A 23,951-nucleotide genomic window follows, 5' to 3' on the forward strand; every position below is an offset into this window, starting at 1 on the left:
CCTGTAGTTGGTTGGGTGCTAAGAAACTGCTGAAAAGCGGCAAGGGCAGCCGTTATGGCCAGATTACTACCTAGAAAGAGCAAGAAAAGGACAGACGGGAGAACCCAACCCATCCCGGGAGAAGTTGAAAGGGTGATGTTTAAGAGAGAGCCCCAACTGGAGGGCTCCCCTAATGACGGTATACTTTCCAAAACAAAGAGTTTGGTTCAACAATAGGTTAGAAGGGCAGATCGTCTGGCTCTTCTTCATAGGTCGCCGAGCGGGTATTGCCTCCCTTGCTTTGACCTGTATTTCCGTTTGTGGTATTTACGCTGGCAGCAGAGGGCTCGTTGCCGTAGTTGCCCCCATTCTGGGAGTTACCGCCTTCTGGACGACCCAGCATGGTCATGTTATCGGCCACAATCTCAGTGCTGTACCGCTGAATGCCGTCTTTGTCCTGATAGCTGTTCGTCCTGATTCTGCCCTCAATGTAGACAGACTGGCCTTTTCTGACGTATTTTTCGGCAACTTCGGCCAAACCACGCCATACCACAATGTTGTGCCACTCCGTGCGCTCCTGGCGGTCTCCGTTCTTGTCTTTGAACGTTTCTGAGGTGGCCAAGGGAAAGCGAGCCACAGCAACGCCGCCCTCTAAGTGACGCACCTCTGGGTCTTTGCCCAAATTGCCAATTAAGATAACTTTATTGATGCTCGCCATAGATTATAATCAAGGGGTTCAAAATTGATTTAGCTTATAAATATACTAAAAAAAGTGCTCATTTAAAAAGGAATGGATTAAAATAGGTTTGGGGAGCGCTTCTATCTCTTCAATAGTATATAGCTTTATACCTATAGTTTCTTCCGTTTCCTCCCTTAAACGAAAAGGAAGAGAAATAAGGTAAAATTGGGCCGAAATTTTCTGATGGCTCAGTACGTGCTTGTACACCTTGCCGGTGCTGGAAAACGGAATCTTTGGAATGCCCAATGCTTCAGAGGCCTGCTTATGAAACAGTTCTGGCGCGGGGTGTAAGGTGTCGGTCTCTATTGTGTAGAAGTCGTAAAGGCTTTGCCAGATATCGTTGCCGGGACGCTTTTTGAGGTATAGTTTGCCTTCATGCTGCAGCACCAGGTAGTGAAAATAACGCTGGCGGCTACTCTTTGCTTTTTCTTTTACCGGTAGCACGTTCACCAAGCCGTGCTGGAACGCAAAACACTCTTGTTGCAAGGGGCAGAAAAGGCAGTCTGGTGCTACCGGGGTGCACTGGATGGCCCCAAACTCCATAATGGCCTGGTTGTAGGTATCTGGCTCTTCAAGGGAGATTTGTGCGTTAGCAATCTCCTCAAAGACCTTCTTGCTGGCAGGGGCCGCTATATTTTCGTGGCGGCCAAATACACGAGCCAATACCCTGTATACGTTACCGTCTAGCACGGCTACGGGTTCACGGTACGCAAAAGAAGCAATAGCCGCCGCGGTATACGTTCCTACTCCCTTCAACTGCAGTAATTTCGTATAAGTATCTGGAAAACGGCCGCCAAACTCAGAGACAACCTGCTTGGCGGTATGGTGGAGATTTCTGGCACGGGAATAGTAGCCTAGGCCCTGCCAGAGCCTAAGTACCTCATCTTCCGGGGCTTTTGCCAGGTCTTGCACCGTTGGGAATCGCTCTATGAACCTGAGATAATAAGGGAGCCCCTGCCGTACCCGCGTTTGCTGCAGAATGACCTCAGAAAGCCAGATGGCGTACGGGTCTGTGGTTTCCCGCCACGGTAATGGGCGGCGGTGCCGGTGGTACCAATCAATAAGGGTATTACTAAAAAAAGAAGAGGTGCTGGCCATGAAAAGGCTTTAACGTGTTGGTTTGCTGTTCTTACGCGGTGCTAGAGCGAACAGATTTTTTGCATAAATTGTTTTACTTTCCGAAAAGGCCGACTACCTTTGTGCCCCGATTTCAGGGGTGTCGTAGCAATACGGCACAACGTTTGTACAAACATATTCATCTTTACTCAATTACTTAAACAAGTTAAACAAGTGACTAAAGCAGAAGTTATATCAGAAATTGCGGATAAGACAGGGATTGAGAAATCTGATGTTGCGGCTACCGTTGAAGCATTTTTCAAAGTGGTGAAAGACTCCATGGCCGAAGGCAATAACATTTACGTGCGTGGCTTTGGGAGCTTTGTGAACAAGAAGCGCGCTAAGAAGGTAGCCCGTAATATTTCAAAAAATACGTCTATCATCATTGACGAGCACTACATCCCGTCTTTCAAGCCGTCTAAGACTTTCGTTGCCAAAATCAAGAACAGCAAGAAAATCAAAGAAACCGTAGTTTCTTAGTTTTTTGTACCTTTGCACCTTTAACTTTTTGCTTACTAATCATTTAGGTTAACAATTCTATTATGTCAAAAGGTCGGATAGCGCTTGTTCTTTCTGCTGTGGTGCTGGCTGTTTTGATGGCTTTGTTACCCAAAGTGATCATAAACAAAGACAGTAAAGGCGAGTTTGCCTCTAACGGAGCCACTGCCAACCGCGACCAGTCTTCGCATGATCCTAACCATGAGGGCCATGAAGACCACGCTGGAGAGGCAGCTCCTGCAGATGCGCACGTGGAGGCTAGCCCTGCCCAGTTGAAAGAGATTGCCGAACTGCGCTCTAAATTCACCCGGGAGAGCAACCCACAAACCAAAGGAAAGCTGGCCGATGAATTGGCGCAGAAGTATGCGGCAATCGCGAAGCATGACAGCGCTGGTTATTACTATGAACAAGTAGCGCAGGTAAGACCTGGTGAGAAGAGCTTGCAGAAAGCCGCTGACCAGTATTTTGAGGCCTTTACGTTTGCAGCTACCCAAGAGCGTTCTCAGGAGCTAGGCAACAAAGCCCAGGGCTTGTATGAGCAGGTTTTGAAGAACAACCCAACCAATTTGGATGCGAAAACCAATTTGGCCATGACCTTCATTTCCAGCAGTACACCTATGCGGGGTATTACCCTGCTGCGGGAAGTGATTGCCGCAGACCCTAAAAACGAGAAAGCGTTGTTCAACCTGGGCGTGCTGTCTATCCAGTCTAATCAGTATGATAAGGCGGTAGACCGGTTCCAGGAGTTGTTGGCCGTAAACCCTAACCATGTAGAGGGCACTTTTTACATGGGGGTTGCGTTAGCCGAGACAGGTAAAAAGCCAGAAGCCCAGAAAGCTTTTCTGAAAGTAAAGCAGATCAGCAAAGACCCAGAGGTTCAAGCTTCTGTAGACAGCTACTTGCAGCGCCTCAACAGCGCCCAATAAGAGAGTTAAAATAATTTTCACTAATAAAAAATCAACACTATGCCTTGCGGTAAAAAAAGAAAAAGACATAAGATCGCTACTCACAAAAGAAAGAAGCGTCTGCGTAAGAATAGACATAAGAAAAAATAAGGCCTGGCCTTTGATTCTGAGAGCCCACATTGCCGTTTAAGGTAATGCTGGGCTTTGGTATATTCTTCCACCTAAGCATCTAAAACATTGAGTAACGAATTAATTATTAATTCTACTCAAGATGGAGAACGAATAGCCCTTCTTCAGGATAAGCGATTAGTAGAGTATCACTTCGACCGGAATGATACCAACTATTCAGTGGGAGACATCTTCCTGGGAACCGTGAAAAAGGTAATGCCGGGTCTGAACGCCGCGTTCATTGACATTGGGTACACCAAAGACGCTTTCCTGCACTACCACGATTTGGGAGAGAACGTGAAAACGCTCAACAAATACGTGAAAATGGTGCAGACCCAGAAGAATACTCCTGCCAAGCTTGCCCCTTTGAAGTTTGAGCCCGAAATAGACAAGCTGGGCAAAATGGCCGATGTCCTTAAAAAAGGACAGCAGATCTTGGTTCAGATTGTGAAAGAGCCAATTTCAACCAAGGGGCCAAGGCTCTCTTGCGAGATTTCACTGGCGGGCCGCTACCTGGTACTCGTGCCCTTCTCTAACACGGTAAGCGTGTCAAAGAAGATTGTGAGCAAGGAAGAGCGTACGCGTCTAAAACGCCTCATCACCTCCATTAAACCGGAGAACTTTGGGGTAATCATCCGCACCGTGGCCGAAGGCCGCGAGGTGGCTGAGTTAGACAAGGATCTTCGCACCATGCTGGCTACCTGGGAAGAAGGCATTGCTACGTTGCGTACCGCTAAGGAACGTGACAAAATCATTGGGGAGCTAGGACGCTCCTCCTCCATGTTGAGAGATATTCTGAATGAAAGTTTTGACAGCATTGTGGTAGATGACCCCAAGCTGCACGAAGAAATCAAAACTTACATTGAGACCATTGCCCCTGATAAGCTGAAGATTCTGAAGCATTACACGGGCAAGGTAAAGACCTTTGAACAATACAACATTGAAAAGCAGCTGAAATCCCTGTTTGGGAAGACAGTGAGCATTCCGGGTGGTGGCTACCTGGTGATTGAACACACCGAGGCCCTGCACGTGATAGATGTAAACAGCGGAAACAAATCCAACTCCGAGACGGACCAGGAAGCCACCGCTTTGAATGTGAATCTTACTGCGGCAAAAGAGGTAGCGCGTCAGTTGCGCCTCCGGGACCTGGGAGGAATCATTGTAGTAGACTTCATAGACATGAAGTCGGCCGAGAATCGGCAAAAGGTATTTGAGGTTGTGAAGGAGGAGATGAAGAAAGACCGTTCCAAGTACACGGTGCTGCCTATCTCTAAATTCGGACTGATGCAAATCACCCGCCAGCGCGTAAGGCCTGAGCAGAATATTGTAACCGGCGAGGTATGCCCTACCTGCGGAGGCAGTGGCAAGATATCCGCCAGCATTCTGGTGACAGACGATATAGATCAAACCATAGAAGATCTGTTGACCCGCCAGAATCAGAAAAACATTACGCTGTACGTGCATCCGTTCTTGCACGCGTATTACACCAAAGGCATCCTTTCCCGTCAGCGGAAATGGTTCCTGAAACACTTCAAGTGGGTGAACGTGATGAAAGACACTTCCCTGGCCCTTACGGAGTTCAGGGTGATGGACGAACACGGCGACGAGATTGAGCTGAGATCAGCTTATGCAGAAGTAAATGGGTTACAAGACCGCGCCGTAGAGACAGAAGAATAGTTTCTACCGCCAGTATATAACAAAAAGCCCCCGTTGTGAAACGGGGGCTTTTCTTTTTCAATGAATTATGTTTTGCGGCTGTTTTCCAGAAACCGGCCCTGAAACAAACTAGAACTTAATGCCCAGGTCAATTGACACAGAGTTGTTCTTCAACTCAATTTTTGTGTCATTGAAACGTTTCTGATACAGCTCGTCAAAATCTGTGAGGCCACGGTTATAGGAGAGACCGGCAAAAATCTTAGTGCTCTGGCCCAGATCCCACTCAGCTCCGGCGCCCAGCAACAGGCTAATCTCAAACAGGTTGAAGTCTTCGGTGAATTTATCGCCGTTGGCCTGCACTTTGCGGTCATCTACCTTGGCGGCCAGCATGGTGTTCAGAGAAGGACCGGCCTGGAAGTAAAGGCGGGTCCCTTTGGAGATCTCGTTGGTGAAGAGTTTCAGGGTAACCGGAATCTCCAGATACTGCAGGCTAAGGTCGTTTTCACCGGTTTGGCGGGTGCCCATGGCGTCATCGGTCATGTAGTCATAGCTGATGGTAGAACCCTTGGTAGTGTAGAGCAGGCCAGAGCTAAGCGCGTAATTGGCCCCGAAAAAATAGTCGGCAATGATACCGGCCCCAAAGTTCAGGTTACTGCCTTTGTTTTTGAGGTTATATTGTTCTTTGGCAATGACACGGGCAAAGGAGAAGGAAGGAGCTACTTTTACCCCAATTTCTACTTGGGCAGAGGCTTTCTGCGAGAAAAACAGGAGAGCGGCCAAGACCATAGCCAGGGAGGTAAAGCGAATCATCTTCATGGGGTAAGAGGGTATTAAGGTTGGATACACTAAATTTGCTTAAAGATAAAAAGGAAGAAAGAATGCGAGGCTATTTGTTGCTGCTGTTTACTGTAGTGCTGTTTTTTGGTTGTAAGAAAAATGAAACGTGCGAAATCCCGGAGGAGATAGCCAAAATTCCGGTAGACATAAAAGTTGATCGGCTGGAACAACGCTTTTTCAAGATAAAAACTGTGCCAGAGATGCAGGTCTTCCTGAACCAGGAGCCGCTCCTTAGAGACAAGTTCCTGCTGCGCGACCGTTACCCCTCTGAGGAACTGATGGCGCAGAACCTTCTCCGTTTGGCTTCTGATACCAGCATCCACAAACTGGTGCGCCAGAGCGACGAGACGTTTAAAGACATGAGCGGCGTTGAGCAAGACCTGGAGAATGCCCTCAAGCACGTGAAACATTATTATCCGGCTTTCCATATTCCTAAGGTGCAGACGTTCATCTCGGGCCTGAGCCGCGATCTGCTGGTGAGCGATAGCCTAATTGTAATGGGTCTGGATTTCTTCATCGGGAGAAAAGCTTCTTTCCGCCCGCAGGCGCCGCAGTATATTCTGGAACGTTACGAGAAAGAAAACCTTGCCCCGTCTGTGATGCTGCTGGTCTCCAACAAGTTTAACAAAACCGATTTTGTGAACCAGGAGATGCTGGACGAGATGATTGACTACGGCAAGTCTTACTATTTCACCAAACAGATGATGCCCTGCACCCCAGATTCTTTGATCATCTGGTACACCGGTCAGGAATTAGCCGATGTTAAATACAACGAAGGCAAAATTTGGGCGCACCTGTTAGAGAAGGGCTTATTGTACGAGACCAGCCAATTCGTTATCCGGAAATATATTGGTGAGCGGCCGAACGTACCTGAGATTAGTGAGCGTTGCCCGGGCCGTATTGCCACCTGGGTAGGCTGGCAGATTGTGAACAAGTACATGGAAAACAACCCCGAGGTGACGTTGCAGCAGTTGATGGATGAAAAGAATGCCCGCAAGATCTTGGAGCGATCTAAGTACAAACCTCAGAAAAAATAGCTATTCACGTATTGGGGTTGTTTTGTTTGAAAGAGCCCCAATACGTTCACCTTGACTTTCCGGTGCCATGCACATCGCGCTCTTCCACCAGTACCACCATAACCCAGACTGCCCCGCTACGTGCCGGCACTACACCTTTATGGCGGAACTGGCGCAGCGGCACCAGATTACCCTTGTTACTTCTAACGCCTGGGAGAGCAAGCGCCTGACGCAACAGTATGACTGGGTCCCGCCGGGAGTAGAACTGGTTTCTTTAAAAGTGCCGTACTTCAACAAGATGGGCGTGGTGCAGCGTTTGCAGGCCTTCGGGGCGTTTGCCACGCATGCGTTTGTGAAAGGCCTGCGCATGCCCAAACCCGATGTGATCTGGGGCGTTTCCACACCGCTTACCACCGCCTGGGCGGCAGGCAAAGTGGCGAGTCTGAGAAAAGTACCTTGGGTGTTTGAGGTGCAGGATCTCTGGCCGTCGTTTCCCATCCAGATGGGTGCGGTTCCGTCTAAAGTAGCCCAGAAACAGTTGTACAAGCTAGAGGCTTCTTTGTACCGGCAAGCGGCGCACATCATCCCGCTTTCTTCTGACATGGAGCGCTACATTCTGGAGAAAGGGATTGCCCCGGGGAAGGTCACCACGCTGGTCAACGGCACCGAAATCCCGTCCCAGTCTGTTTCTGATGCGGAAAAGGAGAAGCTGCGGGTGGAACTAGGTCTGCAGGGGAGGAAGGTTGTACTGTATGCTGGTACCTATGGCCGCGCCAATGACATTCCCATGCTGGTGCAAGCCTCAACGCTGCTACAAGACCGTTCCGATGTTTGCTTTGTGTTCACCGGCCAGGGTTTTGACGCTCCTTTGCTGGAAACAGCCGCAAAACAGCAGACCAATATAAAATTGCTGCCTCCTTTACCCCGCCACGAAATCTTCCGGCTGTTTTCCATAGCCGATGTCTCAGTCGTGTCTTTTATTGATTTGCCGGTGCTGGAGGCGAACTCGCCGGGTAAACTGTTTGACAGTCTGGCCGTGGGTACACCAGTGGTGGTCACCAATCCGGGTTGGACGAAAAGACTGGTGGAGACGCAGCAATGTGGTTGGTACGTTCCCGCCGGAGATTCCCAGGCCCTAGCCGATTCATTGGCGCATCGTTTACCTCAATCAACTGAGATGGCAGCCATGCGCGTTAATGCTGCCCAGATAGCTCGTACGCAGTTTGACCGCCTGCAGATGGTGCCCGTTTTAGAACAGATTTTTGAAAAAGTAGCCCAAAACAAACGATAGGCCTTTCCACTTTTCATCGGATTGCCTTGCGCTAATTCTTGCCGCCGGCGTTTTCAGCCTGATTCTGGAAAAACAAGCTGAAAACGCTTCTCATCAAACGGCTTGAAATTACTTCATCGCGATGTCCACCAGTTTCTGGCCAGATTTGCCCAGGTAGGTTTTAATCAACCTGTCGTAGGATCGGTAGCCATCATCCACGTTGGTGAAAATGACCAACCCATCTTTGGTTTTAGGCAGGATAAAAAAGATGGCAGAGGTGCCTTTGTCTGATCCTCCGTGTGACAAGGCGTATTCTCCGTTCCCCAGATCAAACACTTCCAAGCCCAAGCCAAAGTAGATATCGTCTTTGGTCTTTAACTGGTGAGAGACCATTTCATTGAAGTTCTGGTTAGAGAGCCCTGCGCCGTTCATGATAGAGATCATAAACTTGCTGTAATCTTCAATAGTAGTGAGCAGGTCATCGGCGGCGTTAGCGGTGGTGTTTTTGTAGGTCTCGTACACCCCGCCTTTGGCATCGTGCCACCGCGCGAACCGTGATTCATCTACCTTCTTGTCCCAAAAGAACCGGGTGTCTTTCATGGCCAGCGGTTTGAAGATGAGGGAATCGGCCAGTTGGTCTAACGTGCGGTGGAATTTCTTTTCCAGCGCTCGTCTGAGATACTCCATGCCTTCTCCTGAGTATTGGTACTTGGTGCCCGGGTCAAACTGGAAAGCCAGCTTCTTGGATTCGTTCATCCAGCGCCAGTTAGGAAAGCCAGTCTGGTGGGTGAGTACGTGCCGGGTAGTGAGTTTTTTGCTTCTGGGGTCGTTGGCAATGTCGGGGTCTGTCCAGTATTTGTAGAGTGGCTCGTCTAAGTTCCACTTGCCGGCATTCACCAGCTTCAAAGTAACCATGGCGGTGACGGGTTTTGCCAAAGAAGCCACGTTGAAAATAGTGTTGTATGGCGCGGGAGTTCCGTTTTTCAGTTCCCCGAAAACCTTAATCTGCTGCAGTTTTCCTTCTTTGATAATGCCAATGGCGGCAGCCGGAAATTTGTTTTCCTTCAGCCATTGTTCTGCCTCGGCATCACTGGTGAAGGCCGGTGCGCCCATGTTGGGTGTATTGGACGCTAAGTGATCATAGCTCAAGCCGCGCAGGAACTTCCAGGCACCGTTTTCCAATTGCCACACATGGGTGAAGCGGGCGATGCTGGCGTAGGTTTCCGCTTTTCCGGCTGATTTCTCGTAAAACCGATGCCTTCCGGTCTGAATTGCTCCGTACAGTACATTGCCTTTGTAAAGCGGGAAAACCTCCATGCTCCCCGAAACCAGTTCCCGCCGCGACTGATAAGTTGACGGCGATTTGCACAAGCCGTTTTTGAAGCTTAAGATGAACTCTGCCTTAGACGAGGTAATACCTCCTTTGTCATGGTAAAACTCAAAGTCATTGCTGACGATGTGCTCAAACTGGGGTAGGTTACACGTATTGAACCCCACGTTGAACAAGAGACTGTCTTGATGTTTAATCTCCTTGTACAGGGCTGAGGTTGTGGGTTCCTGGGCCCGGATAACAAACGGAACAGAAAGGAAAGGCAGCAGCAGAAGCAGTATCTTCCATTTGGCAGAAGTTGTTTTCACCTTTGTTCTCATGTGTCTGATGGCATTGCACCCAAAGTACATAAGAAGAGACAGGCGAAACTGCTTTTACCCTTCTTTGAGGAGCCAGAAAATCAAATTCAACGGCTGCCTTTTCCTCATTGGCCTACTTACCAGCGGTAATGAACTGGATGGCGGCGTCTAGTACTTCGTCCTTGCCTTCCCTTACGCCCTGAATACTGGGTTTAACCTCTATGTCTGGAACTATGCCAATGCGTTGGGTTTCGCGGCCGTCTGGGTAATACACTCCCAAGCCAGACATGCTCGCTTTTAAACCACCGGGAAGAGGAATGTACACAATGTTGCCATCGGCTCCGGCGGTTTGGCTGCCTATGGTAGTGACATTGGGAGCCGTTTGCTGAGCCATTGTCGCAAATTCCCCGGCGCTCATGGTGCCTTCGTTCACTAGCAGAACTACTTTTCCCTTATAATAGTCTTTCTTGTTTTTATTGCCTGCTTTCCAGGGGTAGTTGGGCCTGAACACGCCAGGATAGGTAAGGTCTGGATAGGTCATGAGGGCATAATGGGAACGCTCGGCTTTCAAGTGAGCTGCTACTGCATGACTGATTGGTTTTGGGTAATGGCGCAAGTCAAGAATGATGCCTTTAGCGTTCCAAACGTCTTTCATGGCGGTATTCACGTCTTTGGCTACCAGGTCTCCCATGTGTATGTAGCCAACTTCTGAGTTGAGCATACGCCAGGGCTTTCCTTTGACCGATGCTGAATCTGGTTTGTACCCAAACCGTGCAAAATAATACCTCCTGATTTCCCTGGTTTGCTCTACACCATCTTTCTCGAAAGTCACCGTTAGTGTTGAGGTGTGTCCATTGAACAACTCATTCTGTACCCGGCTAAGTTTGTAGGAGTAGTTGGAGCCAGAGATGTATTTCAGGTTTGGCTTTAATGCCTCCTCAATGGTTTTGCCGTTTACCCTGGTAATAACATCTCCTAATTGGATTCCATCATTAGCGGCAAAATTTCTATGGTAGAAGCCGGTGACCAAAGCTTTCCCTTCTACTATCTTGAATTGAAAGGGCACATGATAGGAACCAAAGTACTCATACCGGTATTTGGTATAAAAGAAGTTATGCCCATCATTAATGCGGTTGCTCAATTCCAGCAGAGCCATGTGGTATTCAAGCGGGGTAGCGGCATTCCTGAACTTGGGTAGCATATCAGTGAGCACATTGTCCCAGCTTTCGCCTATGGCATATTTGTACGGGAAGAAGTAATTGATAATGTTCCAATACCGGAAGAGGCTTAGTAGCCTGAATTCCTCCGTAGGAAGTTCGGGTAACTTCTCATACAGTTTCTCATTGGGGAAATAAGCTTGGGTTTTGAAAAGCTTATAACGGCGCTGCACATAATAATTTCTGCCTTGGTTACGGTTCTGCCTGATGTATTCTAACTTTTGGGAAAACTCTGGAGTGAAGGTGGAGGCGTCTTGTAGCCAGCCAAAAGAGATATTCCGCATGAGACTATCCGGAATATTGTTGTCACAGCTGCCGCAGCGTTTTACTTTGCCTAGGGATGCTACCCAAGAATCATATAGCTTACTTAATTCCTGCTGGTTTCGGGCTTTCTTTACCTGAGGAATCTTAGCCATCAGTTCTGCGTCCCAATCACGTTTTCCCTTGGCTACTTCCGGGTGATAGTACTTCAGAAACCCCCATATCTTGGAGAGGCTTTCTAGTTTCTGGTTTTCTGTAAGAGCTGGTTGGGCAAGAACATTTAATGCAGGAAGGCAGAGGAAAAGCAGGAGTATTCTTTTCATGGGTAGCAGGGGGGAGAAAGGTGTCTGATAACAGGCTTAAAGTTTTATAAATGCTTACTCCTGAACAACGGTTGCCCTGCTATATCATATATAACATTTTATATATTTAATTAAGATAGAATAAGTCAAGTTGAATCTACTTCAAGTTAGAAGCTGATATACTTACCTGCTACTTGAAGGCTTCTCTTTTCCAGAAAACTGTTTAGGCGGGGTTTTTATTGAAACAGCCTCAAAACAGCTTTTTACCCCAACTTATTCTGCGGATCGTCTGGCTTGTTTGGCCAGTTTTTCTCAAAATAGGCGCAGAAGTGGGTGAGAGGGCAGCGTTCGCATTGTGGGGTGCGGGCCAGGCAGATGTAACGACCGTGCAGAATGAGCCAGTGGTGCGCTTTGGGTACCAGATCTACCGGAATGTGCTTCAGAAGCTCCTTTTCCACTTCCAACGGTGTCTTGGCTTTAGCGCTCACTAGTCCTAACCGCTTAGATACCCGGAACACATGCGTATCCACGGCCATGGCCGGCATGTTAAAGATTACCGAGGCAATTACGTTGGCAGTTTTACGGCCTACGCCCGGCAGTTGCTGCAGTTCCTCAATAGAAGAAGGTACTTCACCCCCGAACCTTTCCACCAGCATCTTGCCCATGCCTGCCAGGTGCTTGGCTTTGTTGTTGGGGTAGGAAATACTCTTGATGTAAGGGAAAATATCCTCAGAAGTGGCGGTTGCCAATGCCTCGGCGGAAGGATAAGCTTCAAACAGCGCCGGCGTGACCATGTTCACCCGTTTGTCGGTGCACTGGGCGCTCAGGACTACGGCTACCAACAGTTCATACGGGTTGCGGTAATCAAGTTCGGTTTCGGCCTCGGGGAAGTGTTGGGTGAAGTAGGAAATTAAGTGGCGGTAACGCTCTGGTTTGCGCATAAAAGTAAGGTGCGATTGAAAAAGCAAACTTAGGTAAAATGTGCTTAAGTGGATTGGGTTGAGGTATACCTTGATGCAGTATTCGAGCTATAAACCCTCCTTTCGCTAGCTTAGATATGTGTTATACTCTTTCTCTTGTTTGTGCACTTAATATCTTAAAATATCTATCTTTAAAAAGATCATAACTATATCTAAAATTGAATGAGAGGTTTCAGCAAAGCAGAAGAAAGCTTTTTAACCAAGATTTTAGAAATATATAGAATAAACGAAGAGCTAAACAATCCTGTATCCGCGGTAGAGAATTTTGGGGTTTGGAATTTTTTTAATGAATTAGCAAGGGTTTATAATGCCAATGTTGAATTCGATAGAAAATCAAAAGTGATCTATTTTGAAGCAGTTGCAGGGAAATACATTGGAAGGGAGTATGAAGAAAAAGTAATCAGTTTCTATCACCACACTTCTGTTCTTATATTTCTTCTCAAGTATTTAGAAAGTAATCATCTGATCTCTTTATACTCATTGCCACTTTTCAGTATTGAGACAAGGTCTGCTTTCAACTATAGTCTTTCAACTGAAGAGCTAACCGAAAACCGAGAAATTAAAGGAGAGAGTGGATTTATAGTGCCGGACCAATTTCTAAATAAGGTGGATTTGACATTTGGCGAGGAGAATGACTATTTACATAGCATTGTACATAAATCAATTTTGCCCTCGGAAGAACTCCTTGATTTCATCAAAAATAACTTCAAGGATAAAGAGCAGATGCGCCACGAGGAGAATTCTCAACTTCAAAGCAAAGCAATAGAAGTATCAGAAGAGTTAGGGAAGAAGTCCTTGAGAATTGCTAAGTACTCGTTTTGGATTGCTCTTGCATCTCTTCTAATTGCACTTATTGCACCTATTGTCTCTACTGTTCAAGATTAAAAAAAAGATTTACAAGAAGTGATTATTGAAAGTTAGCCTTCCTAAAAAAGAGTCCTTCTAATCCTAGGTAAATCTCGGCCTTAAATAGTGAATAAGGATTAATCTATTAGGAAAACTGAATAAAAAAGAAAACGCTGACTTTTTTATTAATAGTCAGCGTTTTCTTTTTGGTAAATCTTGTCCTTTACGGATGCAAACTCACGTTTTTGGAATAACTAATGATAGCGTCGGTGACCCGCTCGCTTGGTTGGATGAGCGCTTCCTCCAAGCTTAGCTGGGTGAGGAGCAGATCAGCACAGCTTTCGGCTAAATCCTGGTCCACCATAAGGGCTTCTTCCAGGGCCTCGCGTTGCTTTTTAGGCAGTTCGTTATAAATGTACTGTACTAGATCATGTTGAGTAAAGGTTTTGATCATAGGCTGTTTTATCATTGGACATTTTTTTCCGCAAATTGATTAATGCGTATCTCATTCTGCCCAAAGCCGTGTTAATGCTTACACCGGTAGCCTCTGCGATCTCCTGGAAACTCATGTCAGCGTAGTGGCGCATGATCAGCACCTCTTTCTGCGCAGCTGGTAACTGCTGAATCAGTTCCCGCAGGCGGGCATGGGTTTCCTCTTTGATCCGGATGGATTCCACTGATTCCTCTGAAAAGCTCAGCGTGTTAAACACATTGCTGCCGTCTTCCAATGTAATCATTGGGCTCCGTTTCTCCCGGCGAAAATAATCAATAGCCAAGTTATGGGCGATACGGCAGATCCAGGATGAAAATTTTCCTTCTTCGTTGTAACGGCCGCTTTTCATGGTATGGATCGCCTTCACAAAGGTTTCCTGTAGCAGGTCCTCCGCTGTGTAGGTGTCTTTTACAATAAGCAGAATAGTGGTATAAACCTTGCTCTTGTGGCGGCTTACCAATTCCTCAAACGCGCTCTCGTTACCAGCGATATACGACGTTACCAACGCCGAATCGTTGAGCTGTACTGTATTCATCTAAATCTACAAATAAGGTAACGTAGAGGTTTATGCCATATTGTGAGGTTTCGGTTTAATAGATATGTTTATATGAGTATATCAAATATAGATAATAAGACAGCTAAATGCAATGGGTGAAAAAAATCTAAAAATATTTTTTTTCAGATTTCCTTCAGATTTCTGAAAACCGGCCTTTAAACAGGTTAGGCACAGAAAAAGCAAAATCCTCAAAAATCGCTCCAAACGGGCTTCTAAGGCTGTTGTCTGGCTCGGCAAAAACCTAAAGAGAAGAAACCCAGGGGTTATTGAAAAACGAGGCAAAAATAAATGGCCTTGGCTGTCTCCAGAGCTTAAGGCGAGGATATTTTCCAATTGTGGTGCAGGCTTTGCTAAAGCAGAAAGGAAATTGGACCGGTTAAAGCCCGTGTGATTTTGCCAGAGGTTTCATTGTGAGTGCCTTGGCCCTGGTTTAAGAGTTGTTAATGAGACAAAGGCCGTTTCTTGATCATGCCCCCTGAGGTGTCATTGATGCTGTGCATGATCAGAAACGCAGACGGGTCCAGTTCAGAAATGAGGGTTTTCAGGCGCTGTACCTCCAGACGGGTAACCACGCAGTACAGGATATCCACTTCATCGCCGGAAAAGCCGCGCTGCCCTTTGTAAATAGTGACCGCCCGGCCCAATTGGGTTAAGATAGCCTGCCGGATGGTGACGTTGTGTACCGATACAATGGTAACCCCGGTGTATTCCTCAATGCCGTGGATGATGAAGTCAATGGTTTTGGAAGCGGTCAGATAGGTAAGCACCGAGTACATGGCCGGTTCAAACCCCAGCAGGAAAGCCGCCACCAGGAACAAGGCAAGGTTGATGACCAGAATCACGTCCCCGATGGTGAGGCTGGTGCGCTTGCTCACCAGCAGGGCCAGAATCTCGGTGCCATCCAATACGCAGCCACCCCTGATGGAAAGCCCAATTCCTGCTCCCAGAAAGAACCCGCCAAAGACCGCCGTCAGCAGTTTGTCATCGGTGATGGTGGGGAACTCAATGGTGAATAAAAGCACCGCCAGCCCTAAAACCGCCATCAGGCTTTTAAGGGCAAAATTGCGGGCCACCAGCTTGTAGCCCGCAATCAGAAAAGGTGCGTTAAGAAATAAGATAAGCAATGAAAGTGGAACGCCAACACTCTTGGAAATGAGCATGGAAAGCCCCGTTACCCCACCGTCAATAAAATGGTTGGGGATAAGGAATCCTTTCAGGCCAAGGCAGGCGGAGCCAATGCCGCAGCAAATAAGCAGGGCATCGCGGAGCCGGCCCCAAGGACGCTTTATTCTCAAGGCGGCTGTAGCCGGGGGTAGCGGAGGATTCAAAGGAACAGAGCGGTTTGGTTATTTAACAGAAGTTGGCAGAGCCTGCAGTTGTTGGTTCACTACTGTTAATTGTTTGTTCAGCCCATCATAGTAGGCTTCAATGCTTCTGCGTTCTGCCGGGGTAAGGTTGGCTTCCAAAAGAGCGGTGCGCTGTTCCAGCAGTTTCACCATCTGCTCCAGTAACTGTATCTTTTTCTCCTGGGCAAGGCTATAGGTGAATTTTTGCTTGTTGTTACCCGCCGATACCATCTGGCCATCTACCACCACAATGCGGGTCTCGGTGTCTCCTACCACTTGTTTTTCATGCTCTATTATAGTGTCATGGGTGAAGATGTCATCGGCTACCAATACTACGCGCCCCTGCGGGCTTACCGCATTCTTTTGTTTGAGCATATAGTTCTTACCGTCTGGGAGGCGTACCTGTCCGGTGGGAGAAACAACAGTGCCGTTGCTGTACTGGATAGGTTCCTGCAGTTCATACAGCTTGCCGGCTTTGTGCTGCACCAGTTTGCCCTGCTGCCAGAAGATGGTGTTGTCTTTGATGTTGGCTTTGGTAACAAGTGAGTCTCCGGTTTGCTGGGCAAAAGCAGCCTCGGGTAAGTTTAACAAGGCAACCAAAAGCAAAACGGCATAGAGTGCGGTTCTTTTCATAATCATACTTCTTTGTGTAGGCTATATACGGCAAATACTATCTAGAAGATGGCATATACGTCCATGGGTTAAGATTTTGATTTTGTCCTTACTTGAAAGATGCAGAGATGTTCTTTGAATAGTATAAAATATGGTGCATCTTCTGCTGAAATGAGGTCGTATAATCCAGTGTATGGAATATGAAATTTACATGACGCCTGAGTTTAGGAAGGAAGTGAAGCAGGATCTGAAAGTGAAGGAGAAAGCCAACACTGAGATCAAGGATACTCTGGCAATTGAACGTACTTCCTTCGCGAATGAGCGCACGTTTCTGGCTTATCTGAGAACTTCGCTCTCGCTGATTATAGCAGGAATTTCCCTGCACCAGTTTTTCAATACGGCTGTTTCTATGTGGATAGCAGCAGCTTTGATTCCCTTAGGGGTGATCATAGGCGGAATAGGGTGCCGAAAGTTCATGAAGAAACGTAGCCTTATTCAGCATAAAAGAGATATGTATGTGCCAGCCAAGCAGATGCTGGCCATGCTCAAAGCCGAGAAGGCAAGCCAGATGAAGATAAGTCCTCAGTAATGAGGTTGGGCAAAGTCTGGTAATTGGATTATTACGGACCAAAGGAGTGCGGCAGCGTGATCTGATGGGTGTTGTTGGAATGCAAAACTGCCCACTTCTTTTTCTTTTCTCTTCCCGAATGGTACGTCTAGCTTCCGGTACTACCCAGGCAACTACCATCTAGCTATATATTCTATTTCTACAAAGCAGAAGCGGATGCCTGATCAGGCATCCGCTTCTGCTTTGTATGGGTTCAGGCTCTCAAAATATACAGACTAGCTATTTAAAGGCTGATTCCCGGGCGTTTTCAGGAAAACAAGCCTAATACAGGTCAGGGCTTCACCAATGGTACTGCCCACAACCCCATCTTCATCTGGAAGATATTAGCAATACTGGTGGCTTTCTGTTTGGCTTGTTCGGCCATGGAGCCAGTGAATAACTCGTCTACCGTTTGCGTGAAGAGCGCAATCCACCGGGTAAAATGGGGTCGGTCAATGGGCATAGCCAGGTGTTTGGGAAACGGCTGGCCTTTGTACGCCACTGACCCAAACAGCACGGTGCTCCAGAAGGCATACATCTTGGGCAGGTGGTGTTCCCAGTCTACCTGGGCAAATTCATTGAACACCGGGCTCAGCAACTCGTCTCGGTTTACGTGATCGTAAAAGGTATCTACCAAGGCTTTGATGTCTTCCTCGGTAGTGATATCGGGTTTAGGTGCTTCGTTCATAGCGGTGGGTGAGAGCGTTGGCGGCTCTCGCTTTTCAACAATGCAAGGTTAGGGAAAGGTGCCTTGGTTTGAAATGACCTTCGTCATTTTAAGCCTGTTTTTGCAGAAACAGCCTGAAAGAAAATAAAGTGGAGGGTTCTGGCGGTAGAATGAACAGAAGGGTGAGAGGGGGTGTTTTCATACTGAGGGGTTAAGAAAGCGAGAGAGAAGGCCCCGGAAGAAATCTGTTTTTTTCCTGTTCTCCTATTCAATCCTGTCTTACCTTTCCTCCGATTTAGACGGAGTATCCACTTATCCTTTTAGCTATGGATGACCTGTTTGCCGCCCGGTCACAGATGGCGCTGTCGCTGGGTTTTCACATCATTTACGCCTGTATTGGCATGGTCATGCCGTTTTTCATGGCCGTGTCGCACTACCGTTACCTCACTTCTCACCAGGATGTTTATAAGCGGCTTACCAAAGCCTGGAGCAAAGGAGTTGCCATTTTCTTTGCCACCGGAGCCGTGTCGGGCACCATGCTTTCCTTTGAATTAGGTTTGCTGTGGCCCAAATTCATGGAACATGCCGGACCCATCTTCGGGATGCCTTTCTCTTTAGAGGGAACGGCTTTCTTTATTGAGGCCATTGCGCTGGGTTTCTTCCTGTACGGCTGGGGCCGGTTTAATCCGTGGTTTCATTGGTTCACCGGCGTGGTGGTGGGGCTGAGCGGACTGGCCTCGGGTATTCTGGTGGTCTCAGCCAACGCCTGGATGAACAGTCCGGCCGGCTTTGACTACGTGAACGGCCAGTACCTGAACATCGATCCCATCAAAGCCATGTTCAACGATGCCTGGTTTTCCCAAGCCTTGCACATGACGCTGGCTGCCTTTGCTGCTACTGGTTTTGCGGTGGCCGGTTTGCACGCACTCATGATTCTGCGCAAGAAAAACGTGGTGTTTCATGCCAAAGCCTTTAAGATTGCGGCCATTTTCGGGGCCGTAGCCGCTATTCTGCAACCCATTTCCGGCGATATCTCGGCTAAGGACGTGGCCCAGCGGCAACCTGCTAAACTGGCGGCCATGGAAGCGCATTTCCACACCGAGAAAGCCGCGCCCCTGGTGCTGGGTGGTTTGCCCGACGAAGACAAAAAAGAGGTCAATTACGCCATCAAAATACCCGGCATGCTGAGTTTCCTGGCCCACGGCAATTTTGAGCAGGAAGTAACCGGGCTGGACCAAATTCCGGAAGAGAATCATCCGCCGGTGCTGGTGACGCACATCGCTTTCCAGATCATGGTGGGGTTGGGCATGTTCCTGATGCTGGTGTCCTTTCTGTATTTGCTGGCCCTCTGGAAAAAGAAAAACTGGCTCTACAGCACATGGCTGCTGCGTTTGTTTGTGATGGCCATTCCGCTGGGGTTCATTGCCATTGAAGCCGGCTGGACGGTGACCGAAGTAGGTCGCCAACCTTGGATTCTGAACGGCATCATGCGCACCAAAGACGCCGTAACGCCTATGCCCGGCATTGCCTATTCCTTTTACCTGTTTGCGGCCATCTATGTCTCTTTAAGTTTAGTAGTGGCGTATTTGCTGTATCGGCAGATTAAGGCGGTGCCCACGCTGTATGATGTAACTCCGGCTCCCGAGCCAGCCCACGCTACCCATTAAATCAGAAGCCATGCTGTACGTTGTCATTACTTTTCTGTGCCTGGGCATTCTGCTGTACTTCCTGCTGGGTGGGGCCGATTTTGGAGCCGGTATCATTGAACTGTTCACCCACCGCCGGAACATCAGGCGAACCCGCACCACCATGTACCACGCCATCGGGCCCATCTGGGAGGCCAATCACATGTGGCTCATCATTGCCATAGTGATTCTGTTTGTGGGTTTCCCGCGCATTTACGCTACCATGTCGGTGTACCTGCATATTCCGTTGCTGCTGCTCTTGATTGGCATCATTGCCCGCGGTACGGCGTTTGTGTTCCGGCATTATGATGCGGTGGTAGACGAGATGCAGGTGGTGTACAACAATATTTTTGTGTACTCCAGCTTCCTGACGCCGCTGTTCCTAGGTATCATTGCCGGAAGCGTGGTCTCGGGGCATATTGATGTGCAGGCCGATAATTTCCTGGATGCCTATGTGTTCAGCTGGCTACATTGGTTCTCGGTGGCGGTGGGTTTCTTCACAGTAGCCTTGTGCGGGTTTCTGGCAGCCATTTACCTCATCGGCGAAGCCGAGGAAGAGCAGGACCGCCGCCGGTTCATTGAGAAAGCCAAGATCTTGAACCTGGTGGCCGTTATCTGCGGTGCCCTGGTGTTTGTCTCAGCACAGGTAGAAGGAGTGCCGCTGGTGAATTGGCTTTTCGGGAATGCGGTTAGCTTTACGGCTATTGTGGCGGCCACGCTTTCGTTGCTGTTGCTGTGGGTACTGCTGGGCCGAGGGCAAAGCAAAGTGCTGCGGTTCCTGGCTGGGTTTCAGGTAACCATGATTCTGGTGGCCATTGGGTACGCGCATTTCCCTAATTTCCTGCTGCTACGGGGCGGAGATCACCTGTCGCTTTTTGAGGCGCAGGCTCCGGCTTCTACCATCAATGCTTTGGGTTGGGCGCTGGTGCTGGGAAGCGTTCTCATCCTGCCGGCTTTGTTTTACCTGTTCTATAGTTTCCAGAAGAAGCCCTTGCATGATTATGAAGTGTGAGCTGCTTTCAGCCAAAACTCTCAGGACCTTCTTTTAAGCCCGATTTTAGGAAAACAAGCCTGAAACAGGAAATACCCATAAACGCCCCGGCCCGACAGGATCGCTGTCGGGCCGGGGCGTTTATCTAAACAAGAGAGGGAATTACCTTTCTACCTCCGCCAACTGGCAGGATTTAAGCCAAAGCAACGCGTCTGGCTCAGAAGTGAACCCTTCAAAATCTGCTCCCTTACCATACCACGGCAAGGCTCTCATTTGCATGGCAGACTCTTTGGTCTCAGGGTCTTTTGAATGGGCCGGAGTAAGCAAATACGCCACATGGGTGATATGCCCTAACTGGCCATGCAGCGTAGGGAAATAAGACTCTCGCAACCAGGCAATATCTTCCTGGGAAAGCGGGCCACGGCTCCGGACGTCAAACAACCAATAGCGTGCGTTTGTCTCCTGGGCCAACTCCAGAACCTGCTGGTACACCTCCCGCGGGGTAAAGGCGTAAACAGGTTGTGGCCAACGCAAAAACAACACATCCAGGTCCGGACGGTAGGTAAGAGCAATGGCATCTAAAAATATAGGAGACATATGAAGGTATTTAGAAGGTAAACTTACAAAAGTTAAACGCACGCACAGGCAAACTTCTGGAAAAAGTTTATCCCTGAGCCGATATATAGCCAACAACTATATAGACGCAGTTGGTTCGTTCCTTTTTCGTATAAACTGCTTTTCCCAGAAGAATACAATACCTTTGCTTTCTTTGATTCATAACCTGTGGCAACATCTTCCCCAATCCCTGAGGAACGGCATGATCCTTACGCCGTTCTCCGTATTCCCGAGTTCCGGCTTTTTATCTCTGCCCGTTTCTGCATCACGCTGGCCATGCAAATACAGGCCGTAGTGGTGGGTTGGCAGATTTATGACATCACCAAAGACCCTTTCTCCTTAGGTCTGATAGGCTTGGTAGAGGCTATTCCGTCTATCACGGTGGCGCTGTACGCCGGCCACGTAGCCGATATTATCCCCCGGAAACGCATCATCATCACCGTGCTGAGCGTGCTGCTTTTTTGCTCAGTGGCCCTGCTGCTGTACACCCTGGACATCGGGAAAATCCTGCACCAGTTTGGTACCGTTCCCATCTATTCAGTGATTTTCCTGAGCGGCTTGGCCCGAGGCTTCATGGGGCCGGCCGTGTTCTCGTTCATGCCCCAACTGCTACCAGACCGTAAGTTCTACGCCAACGCCATCACCTGGAGCAGTTCCACGTGGCAAGCCGCTTCGGTAGCCGGTCCTGCCATTGGCGGGTTGGTCTATGCCTTCGGAGGCGTGTCTGCGGCTTTTGGTTTGGATGCAACCTTGGTCTTATGCGCCTTGATTCTTTACGGCTTGATCGCCGGACGCCCCTTGCCGGTGAGCGAAGGACCGAAGCTGAAGATCAAGGAAAGTCTGCAGACAGGACTCAAATTCGTGTTCGGGAACCAGATTATCCTGAGTGCACTGGCCCTGGACATGTTTGCGGTGCTGTTTGGCGGAGCCGTGGCGCTGTTACCGGTGTTTGCCTCTGATATCCTGAAGATTGGTCCGCAAGGGCTGGGCTTGCTCCGGTCAGCTCCGGCTATTGGCTCCGTGACCATGGCGGTGTTCATGGCCTACCGGCCGATTACCAACAACGCCGGTAAAAAGATGTTGTGGGCGGTGGCCGGATTTGGGGCGTGCATCATAGGTTTCGGCTTGTCCAACGTGTTCTGGCTCTCCTTTGCCCTGCTGTTGATGAGCGGCGTGCTGGACAGCGTCTCAGTGATCATCCGTTCTACCTTGATTCATACGCTCACGCCAGAGCACATGAAAGGCCGCGTCTCTAGCGTGAACAACATCTTTGTGGGCTCCAGCAACGAGATCGGGTCCTTTGAATCCGGCCTTGCCGCGAAGTTACTGGGCGTAGTGCCCTCGGTGGTGTTCGGCGGCACCATGACCATGTTGATTGTGGCCTTCACCGCCTGGAAAGCGGATAAGCTGCGGAAGCTGAGTTTGTAGTAGACTTTAAAATTAAAGCCTCTTTGTTTCTGGTCTGTTTTCTGAAAAACAGGCCGAAACAAAGAGGCTTTTTTATGGAATGGGAATGCGGAAGTGTTCTGTTTACTCAGCAGACGATGAATCTGCGGTGATAGAAGCAGCTGGCGGAGACACTCGTAGGAGCTGCGCACACTACGAGGTCTTTAGAGCAGGCGTCTGCTGCGTGGTGGGTGACTAAACCTGTGAGGTTTTGAATACCTCACAGGTTTTACGTTAAGGCTTCTTTTTCCCAAATTTAACCCTAAAAACACATCCCTACTCAGGACTCAGCACTCAAGACTCAGGACTATCGTTTGACCTCGTACTGTGCGCAGCTCCTGCGAGCGTCTATGCCAACTACTCTTCCTCCTTGTTCTCCTGCATGGCCAGCAGGTTGTGCGCGCCTTTCACGGCGATGCTGCTGGAGGCTTGAAGTTCCACAGGGAGTTGCACTTCCACGTAGCCGTTTCCTTTGAGGCCGGTTTTTACTTCCACGCGTTTGAACTGGCGGTTGCCGGGGCTGGCGTAGACGTAGGGCGTGCCATCGAACTGTACCACGGCGCTTTCCGGGAGGGCGGTAACGGTGCGGTCGGTGGTTTGGACGGTGGCGGTCACGTACATGCCGGGCAGGAGTTTGTGCTCGTCGTGGTGGTCCAGGTGGGCGTGGATGGGAACGGTTTTGTCGCCTTCCACGCTGTGGCCCACCAGGATGATCTCGGCGGTGCGGGGTGCGGGGTCGTTGGGCAGGGTGTAGGTGAGGCGCTGGCCGGGGCTCAGGTACGGCACGTCTTTCTCGAAGGCGTTGAGCTTAAGGTGCAGGTCATCGGTGTTCACCAATTCAAACAGCACATCAGAGGCGTTCACCATTTTGCCCACGTTCACCAGCGTGTTTTTCACGAAGCCGTTGATGGGCGAGGTGATGTTGATGGTGCGGCTGATTTTGCCGTTCTGCAGGCGCGCCGGGTTGATGTTGATCATGAGCAGTTTCTCGCGCAGGGCGGCCAGGCTGTTCTGCAGTACTTCGCGCTCGGTCTTCACCTGCTGCAGGTTCTTGAGGGCGCTTACTTTCTCCTGAGTGAGTTCCTGCTGGCGCTGATACTCCAAGTTGGCCAGTTGCAGGCGGGCGCGGGTATCCAGATAATCCTGCTGCAGTTGCACGTAGTCGGGGTGCTGGAGGGTGGCCAGTACCTGGCCTTTGTTAATGTGCTGGCCCGGCAGCAGGTTCATGGATTTTACAAATCCGCCGTACGGCACCGAGACGCTGATCAGGCTGGTGGGCGGCACGTCAATCTCACCGGAGAGCTGCAGCGTATTGCCTAATTTCTGTTGAGTGGGCGAGCCGAGTTCCACGCCCGCGTTCTGCATCTGCTGCTGGGTGAGGGTTATGAGCTCAGAGGTTTCTACTGGCGCAGCCGCGGCTTCGGGAGTAGGCGTTTCGGGGGTGTTTTTCTCAGAACAGGCTGAAAACAGCAGAAGCCCGGCCAGGCTATATGTGAAAAATGATGTTCTCATGG

General features: G+C 49.1%; 23 protein-coding genes. 10 read left to right on the top strand and 13 right to left on the bottom strand.

The genetic code is table 11. The features are described 5' to 3' along the window. Positions 1–217: 217 nt before the first annotated feature. Both JT719_RS23610 and mutY read right to left on the bottom strand, forming a co-directional pair. Entirely contained in the window at positions 218–697 is a 480-nt protein-coding gene (locus JT719_RS23610; RefSeq protein ID WP_207436236.1) for a single-stranded DNA-binding protein, read from the bottom strand. Positions 698–742: 45 nt separating this feature from the next. Further along, positions 743–1,816: an A/G-specific adenine glycosylase gene (gene mutY / locus JT719_RS23615; protein ID WP_207436237.1), complete on the bottom strand. Its 1,074-nt coding sequence runs from the start codon at positions 1,814–1,816 to the stop codon at positions 743–745. 192 nt (positions 1,817–2,008) lie between these two features. Between mutY and JT719_RS23620 the strand changes: the two genes are divergently transcribed. From JT719_RS23620 to JT719_RS23630, 3 genes are all read left to right on the top strand, one after another. Then, the gene (locus JT719_RS23620) at positions 2,009–2,314 is read left to right on the top strand and encodes an HU family DNA-binding protein (protein WP_207436238.1); all 306 of its coding nucleotides are present in this window, start codon (positions 2,009–2,011) and stop codon (positions 2,312–2,314) included. 62 nt (positions 2,315–2,376) lie between these two features. Next, positions 2,377–3,258, top strand: a complete 882-nt coding sequence (locus tag JT719_RS23625; protein WP_242693443.1) for a tetratricopeptide repeat protein — start codon at positions 2,377–2,379, stop codon at positions 3,256–3,258. A gap of 216 nt (positions 3,259–3,474) precedes the next feature. Then, complete coding sequence (locus tag JT719_RS23630; protein ID WP_207436239.1) at positions 3,475–5,082, top strand: Rne/Rng family ribonuclease; 1,608 nt, start codon at positions 3,475–3,477, stop codon at positions 5,080–5,082. A gap of 108 nt (positions 5,083–5,190) precedes the next feature. On the opposite strand, the gene JT719_RS23635 is transcribed toward JT719_RS23630, so the two are convergent. Beyond that, positions 5,191–5,871: a porin family protein gene (locus tag JT719_RS23635; RefSeq protein WP_207436240.1), complete on the bottom strand. Its 681-nt coding sequence runs from the start codon at positions 5,869–5,871 to the stop codon at positions 5,191–5,193. Between the two features lie 68 nt (positions 5,872–5,939). Here JT719_RS23635 and gldB point away from each other — a divergent pair, with 68 nt between their 5' ends. Next, positions 5,940–6,935, top strand: a complete 996-nt coding sequence (gene gldB / locus JT719_RS23640) for a gliding motility lipoprotein GldB (protein WP_242693444.1) — start codon at positions 5,940–5,942, stop codon at positions 6,933–6,935. A gap of 67 nt (positions 6,936–7,002) precedes the next feature. Continuing rightward, a complete protein-coding gene (locus tag JT719_RS23645) occupies positions 7,003–8,205 on the top strand; it encodes a glycosyltransferase family 4 protein (RefSeq protein WP_207436241.1) in 1,203 nt (400 codons plus the stop codon). Between the two features lie 108 nt (positions 8,206–8,313). On the opposite strand, the gene JT719_RS23650 is transcribed toward JT719_RS23645, so the two are convergent. The 3 genes from JT719_RS23650 to nth all read right to left on the bottom strand — a co-directional run bounded on the left by JT719_RS23650 (position 8,314) and on the right by nth (position 12,534). Continuing rightward, positions 8,314–9,834 carry a serine hydrolase domain-containing protein gene (locus JT719_RS23650; RefSeq protein ID WP_207436242.1) on the bottom strand — a complete coding sequence of 507 codons (1,521 nt, stop codon included), beginning with the start codon at positions 9,832–9,834 and terminating at the stop codon, positions 8,314–8,316. 112 nt (positions 9,835–9,946) lie between these two features. Continuing rightward, the gene (locus tag JT719_RS23655) at positions 9,947–11,614 is read right to left on the bottom strand and encodes a S41 family peptidase (RefSeq protein WP_207436243.1); all 1,668 of its coding nucleotides are present in this window, start codon (positions 11,612–11,614) and stop codon (positions 9,947–9,949) included. Positions 11,615–11,856: 242 nt separating this feature from the next. Next, a complete protein-coding gene (nth, locus tag JT719_RS23660) occupies positions 11,857–12,534 on the bottom strand; it encodes an endonuclease III (protein ID WP_207436244.1) in 678 nt (225 codons plus the stop codon). Positions 12,535–12,735: 201 nt separating this feature from the next. On the opposite strand from nth, the gene JT719_RS23665 reads away from it, so the two are divergent. Continuing rightward, a complete protein-coding gene (locus JT719_RS23665) occupies positions 12,736–13,458 on the top strand; it encodes a hypothetical protein (RefSeq protein WP_207436245.1) in 723 nt (240 codons plus the stop codon). A gap of 184 nt (positions 13,459–13,642) precedes the next feature. Here JT719_RS23665 and JT719_RS23670 read toward each other — a convergent pair whose 3' ends face one another. The 4 genes from JT719_RS23670 to JT719_RS23685 form a co-directional block, all read right to left on the bottom strand. Continuing rightward, positions 13,643–13,873 carry a hypothetical protein gene (locus JT719_RS23670; protein WP_207436246.1) on the bottom strand — a complete coding sequence of 77 codons (231 nt, stop codon included), beginning with the start codon at positions 13,871–13,873 and terminating at the stop codon, positions 13,643–13,645. Then, on the bottom strand, positions 13,848–14,447 hold the full coding sequence (locus tag JT719_RS23675; protein WP_207436247.1) for an RNA polymerase sigma factor: 600 nt from the start codon (positions 14,445–14,447) through the stop codon (positions 13,848–13,850). The genes JT719_RS23670 and JT719_RS23675 overlap by 26 nt, the downstream gene beginning before the upstream one ends. A 461-nt stretch (positions 14,448–14,908) precedes the next feature. After that, the gene (locus tag JT719_RS23680) at positions 14,909–15,796 is read right to left on the bottom strand and encodes a YitT family protein (RefSeq protein ID WP_242693445.1); all 888 of its coding nucleotides are present in this window, start codon (positions 15,794–15,796) and stop codon (positions 14,909–14,911) included. Between the two features lie 18 nt (positions 15,797–15,814). Next, a complete protein-coding gene (locus JT719_RS23685; protein WP_207436248.1) occupies positions 15,815–16,447 on the bottom strand; it encodes a DUF6799 domain-containing protein in 633 nt (210 codons plus the stop codon). A 172-nt stretch (positions 16,448–16,619) separates the two neighbouring features. On the opposite strand from JT719_RS23685, the gene JT719_RS23690 reads away from it, so the two are divergent. Further along, positions 16,620–17,015 (top strand): DUF202 domain-containing protein, encoded by a 396-nt coding sequence (locus tag JT719_RS23690; RefSeq protein ID WP_207436249.1) that lies wholly within the window; start codon positions 16,620–16,622, stop codon positions 17,013–17,015. A gap of 310 nt (positions 17,016–17,325) precedes the next feature. On the opposite strand, the gene JT719_RS23695 is transcribed toward JT719_RS23690, so the two are convergent. After that, entirely contained in the window at positions 17,326–17,721 is a 396-nt protein-coding gene (locus JT719_RS23695; RefSeq protein ID WP_207436250.1) for a group III truncated hemoglobin, read from the bottom strand. Between the two features lie 305 nt (positions 17,722–18,026). On the opposite strand from JT719_RS23695, the gene JT719_RS23700 reads away from it, so the two are divergent. Together JT719_RS23700 and JT719_RS23705 are read left to right on the top strand one after the other, a co-directional pair. Next, the gene (locus JT719_RS23700; RefSeq protein WP_207436251.1) at positions 18,027–19,367 is read left to right on the top strand and encodes a cytochrome ubiquinol oxidase subunit I; all 1,341 of its coding nucleotides are present in this window, start codon (positions 18,027–18,029) and stop codon (positions 19,365–19,367) included. Positions 19,368–19,377: 10 nt separating this feature from the next. Continuing rightward, on the top strand, positions 19,378–20,397 hold the full coding sequence (locus tag JT719_RS23705; RefSeq protein WP_207436252.1) for a cytochrome d ubiquinol oxidase subunit II: 1,020 nt from the start codon (positions 19,378–19,380) through the stop codon (positions 20,395–20,397). A gap of 141 nt (positions 20,398–20,538) precedes the next feature. Here JT719_RS23705 and JT719_RS23710 read toward each other — a convergent pair whose 3' ends face one another. Continuing rightward, positions 20,539–20,973, bottom strand: coding sequence for a hypothetical protein (locus JT719_RS23710; protein WP_207436253.1), 435 nt, complete (start codon positions 20,971–20,973; stop codon positions 20,539–20,541). A 186-nt stretch (positions 20,974–21,159) separates the two neighbouring features. Here JT719_RS23710 and JT719_RS23715 point away from each other — a divergent pair, with 186 nt between their 5' ends. Then, positions 21,160–22,419 carry an MFS transporter gene (locus JT719_RS23715; RefSeq protein ID WP_341350795.1) on the top strand — a complete coding sequence of 420 codons (1,260 nt, stop codon included), beginning with the start codon at positions 21,160–21,162 and terminating at the stop codon, positions 22,417–22,419. 375 nt (positions 22,420–22,794) lie between these two features. Here the strand turns inward: JT719_RS23715 and JT719_RS23720 are convergent, their stop codons facing one another. Then, positions 22,795–23,949: an efflux RND transporter periplasmic adaptor subunit gene (locus JT719_RS23720; RefSeq protein ID WP_207436254.1), complete on the bottom strand. Its 1,155-nt coding sequence runs from the start codon at positions 23,947–23,949 to the stop codon at positions 22,795–22,797. Between the last annotated feature and the right edge of the window lie 2 nt (positions 23,950–23,951).

Source organism: Sabulibacter ruber (genome assembly GCF_017355955.1).
In the GTDB taxonomy this organism is placed as follows: domain Bacteria; phylum Bacteroidota; class Bacteroidia; order Cytophagales; family Hymenobacteraceae; genus Nibribacter; species Nibribacter ruber_A.

Bases quoted from the DNA above. Each gene is read 5' to 3' on its own strand.
- nth (WP_207436244.1), bottom strand. From the start codon at position 12,534: ATGCGCAAACCAGAGCGTTACCGCCACTTAATTTCCTACTTCACCCAA.
- JT719_RS23610 (WP_207436236.1), bottom strand. From the start codon at position 697: ATGGCGAGCATCAATAAAGTTATCTTAATTGGCAATTTGGGCAAAGAC.
- JT719_RS23690 (WP_207436249.1), top strand. From the start codon at position 16,620: ATGGAATATGAAATTTACATGACGCCTGAGTTTAGGAAGGAAGTGAAG.
- JT719_RS23695 (WP_207436250.1), bottom strand. From the start codon at position 17,721: ATGAACGAAGCACCTAAACCCGATATCACTACCGAGGAAGACATCAAA.
- JT719_RS23655 (WP_207436243.1), bottom strand. From the start codon at position 11,614: ATGAAAAGAATACTCCTGCTTTTCCTCTGCCTTCCTGCATTAAATGTT.
- JT719_RS23705 (WP_207436252.1), top strand. From the start codon at position 19,378: ATGCTGTACGTTGTCATTACTTTTCTGTGCCTGGGCATTCTGCTGTAC.
- JT719_RS23700 (WP_207436251.1), top strand. From the start codon at position 18,027: ATGGATGACCTGTTTGCCGCCCGGTCACAGATGGCGCTGTCGCTGGGT.
- JT719_RS23710 (WP_207436253.1), bottom strand. From the start codon at position 20,973: ATGTCTCCTATATTTTTAGATGCCATTGCTCTTACCTACCGTCCGGAC.
- JT719_RS23625 (WP_242693443.1), top strand. From the start codon at position 2,377: ATGTCAAAAGGTCGGATAGCGCTTGTTCTTTCTGCTGTGGTGCTGGCT.
- JT719_RS23685 (WP_207436248.1), bottom strand. From the start codon at position 16,447: ATGAAAAGAACCGCACTCTATGCCGTTTTGCTTTTGGTTGCCTTGTTA.
- JT719_RS23720 (WP_207436254.1), bottom strand. From the start codon at position 23,949: ATGAGAACATCATTTTTCACATATAGCCTGGCCGGGCTTCTGCTGTTT.
- JT719_RS23670 (WP_207436246.1), bottom strand. From the start codon at position 13,873: ATGATCAAAACCTTTACTCAACATGATCTAGTACAGTACATTTATAAC.
- JT719_RS23665 (WP_207436245.1), top strand. From the start codon at position 12,736: ATGAGAGGTTTCAGCAAAGCAGAAGAAAGCTTTTTAACCAAGATTTTA.
- JT719_RS23675 (WP_207436247.1), bottom strand. From the start codon at position 14,447: ATGAATACAGTACAGCTCAACGATTCGGCGTTGGTAACGTCGTATATC.
- JT719_RS23645 (WP_207436241.1), top strand. From the start codon at position 7,003: ATGCACATCGCGCTCTTCCACCAGTACCACCATAACCCAGACTGCCCC.
- JT719_RS23635 (WP_207436240.1), bottom strand. From the start codon at position 5,871: ATGATTCGCTTTACCTCCCTGGCTATGGTCTTGGCCGCTCTCCTGTTT.
- mutY (WP_207436237.1), bottom strand. From the start codon at position 1,816: ATGGCCAGCACCTCTTCTTTTTTTAGTAATACCCTTATTGATTGGTAC.
- JT719_RS23650 (WP_207436242.1), bottom strand. From the start codon at position 9,834: ATGAGAACAAAGGTGAAAACAACTTCTGCCAAATGGAAGATACTGCTT.
- gldB (WP_242693444.1), top strand. From the start codon at position 5,940: ATGCGAGGCTATTTGTTGCTGCTGTTTACTGTAGTGCTGTTTTTTGGT.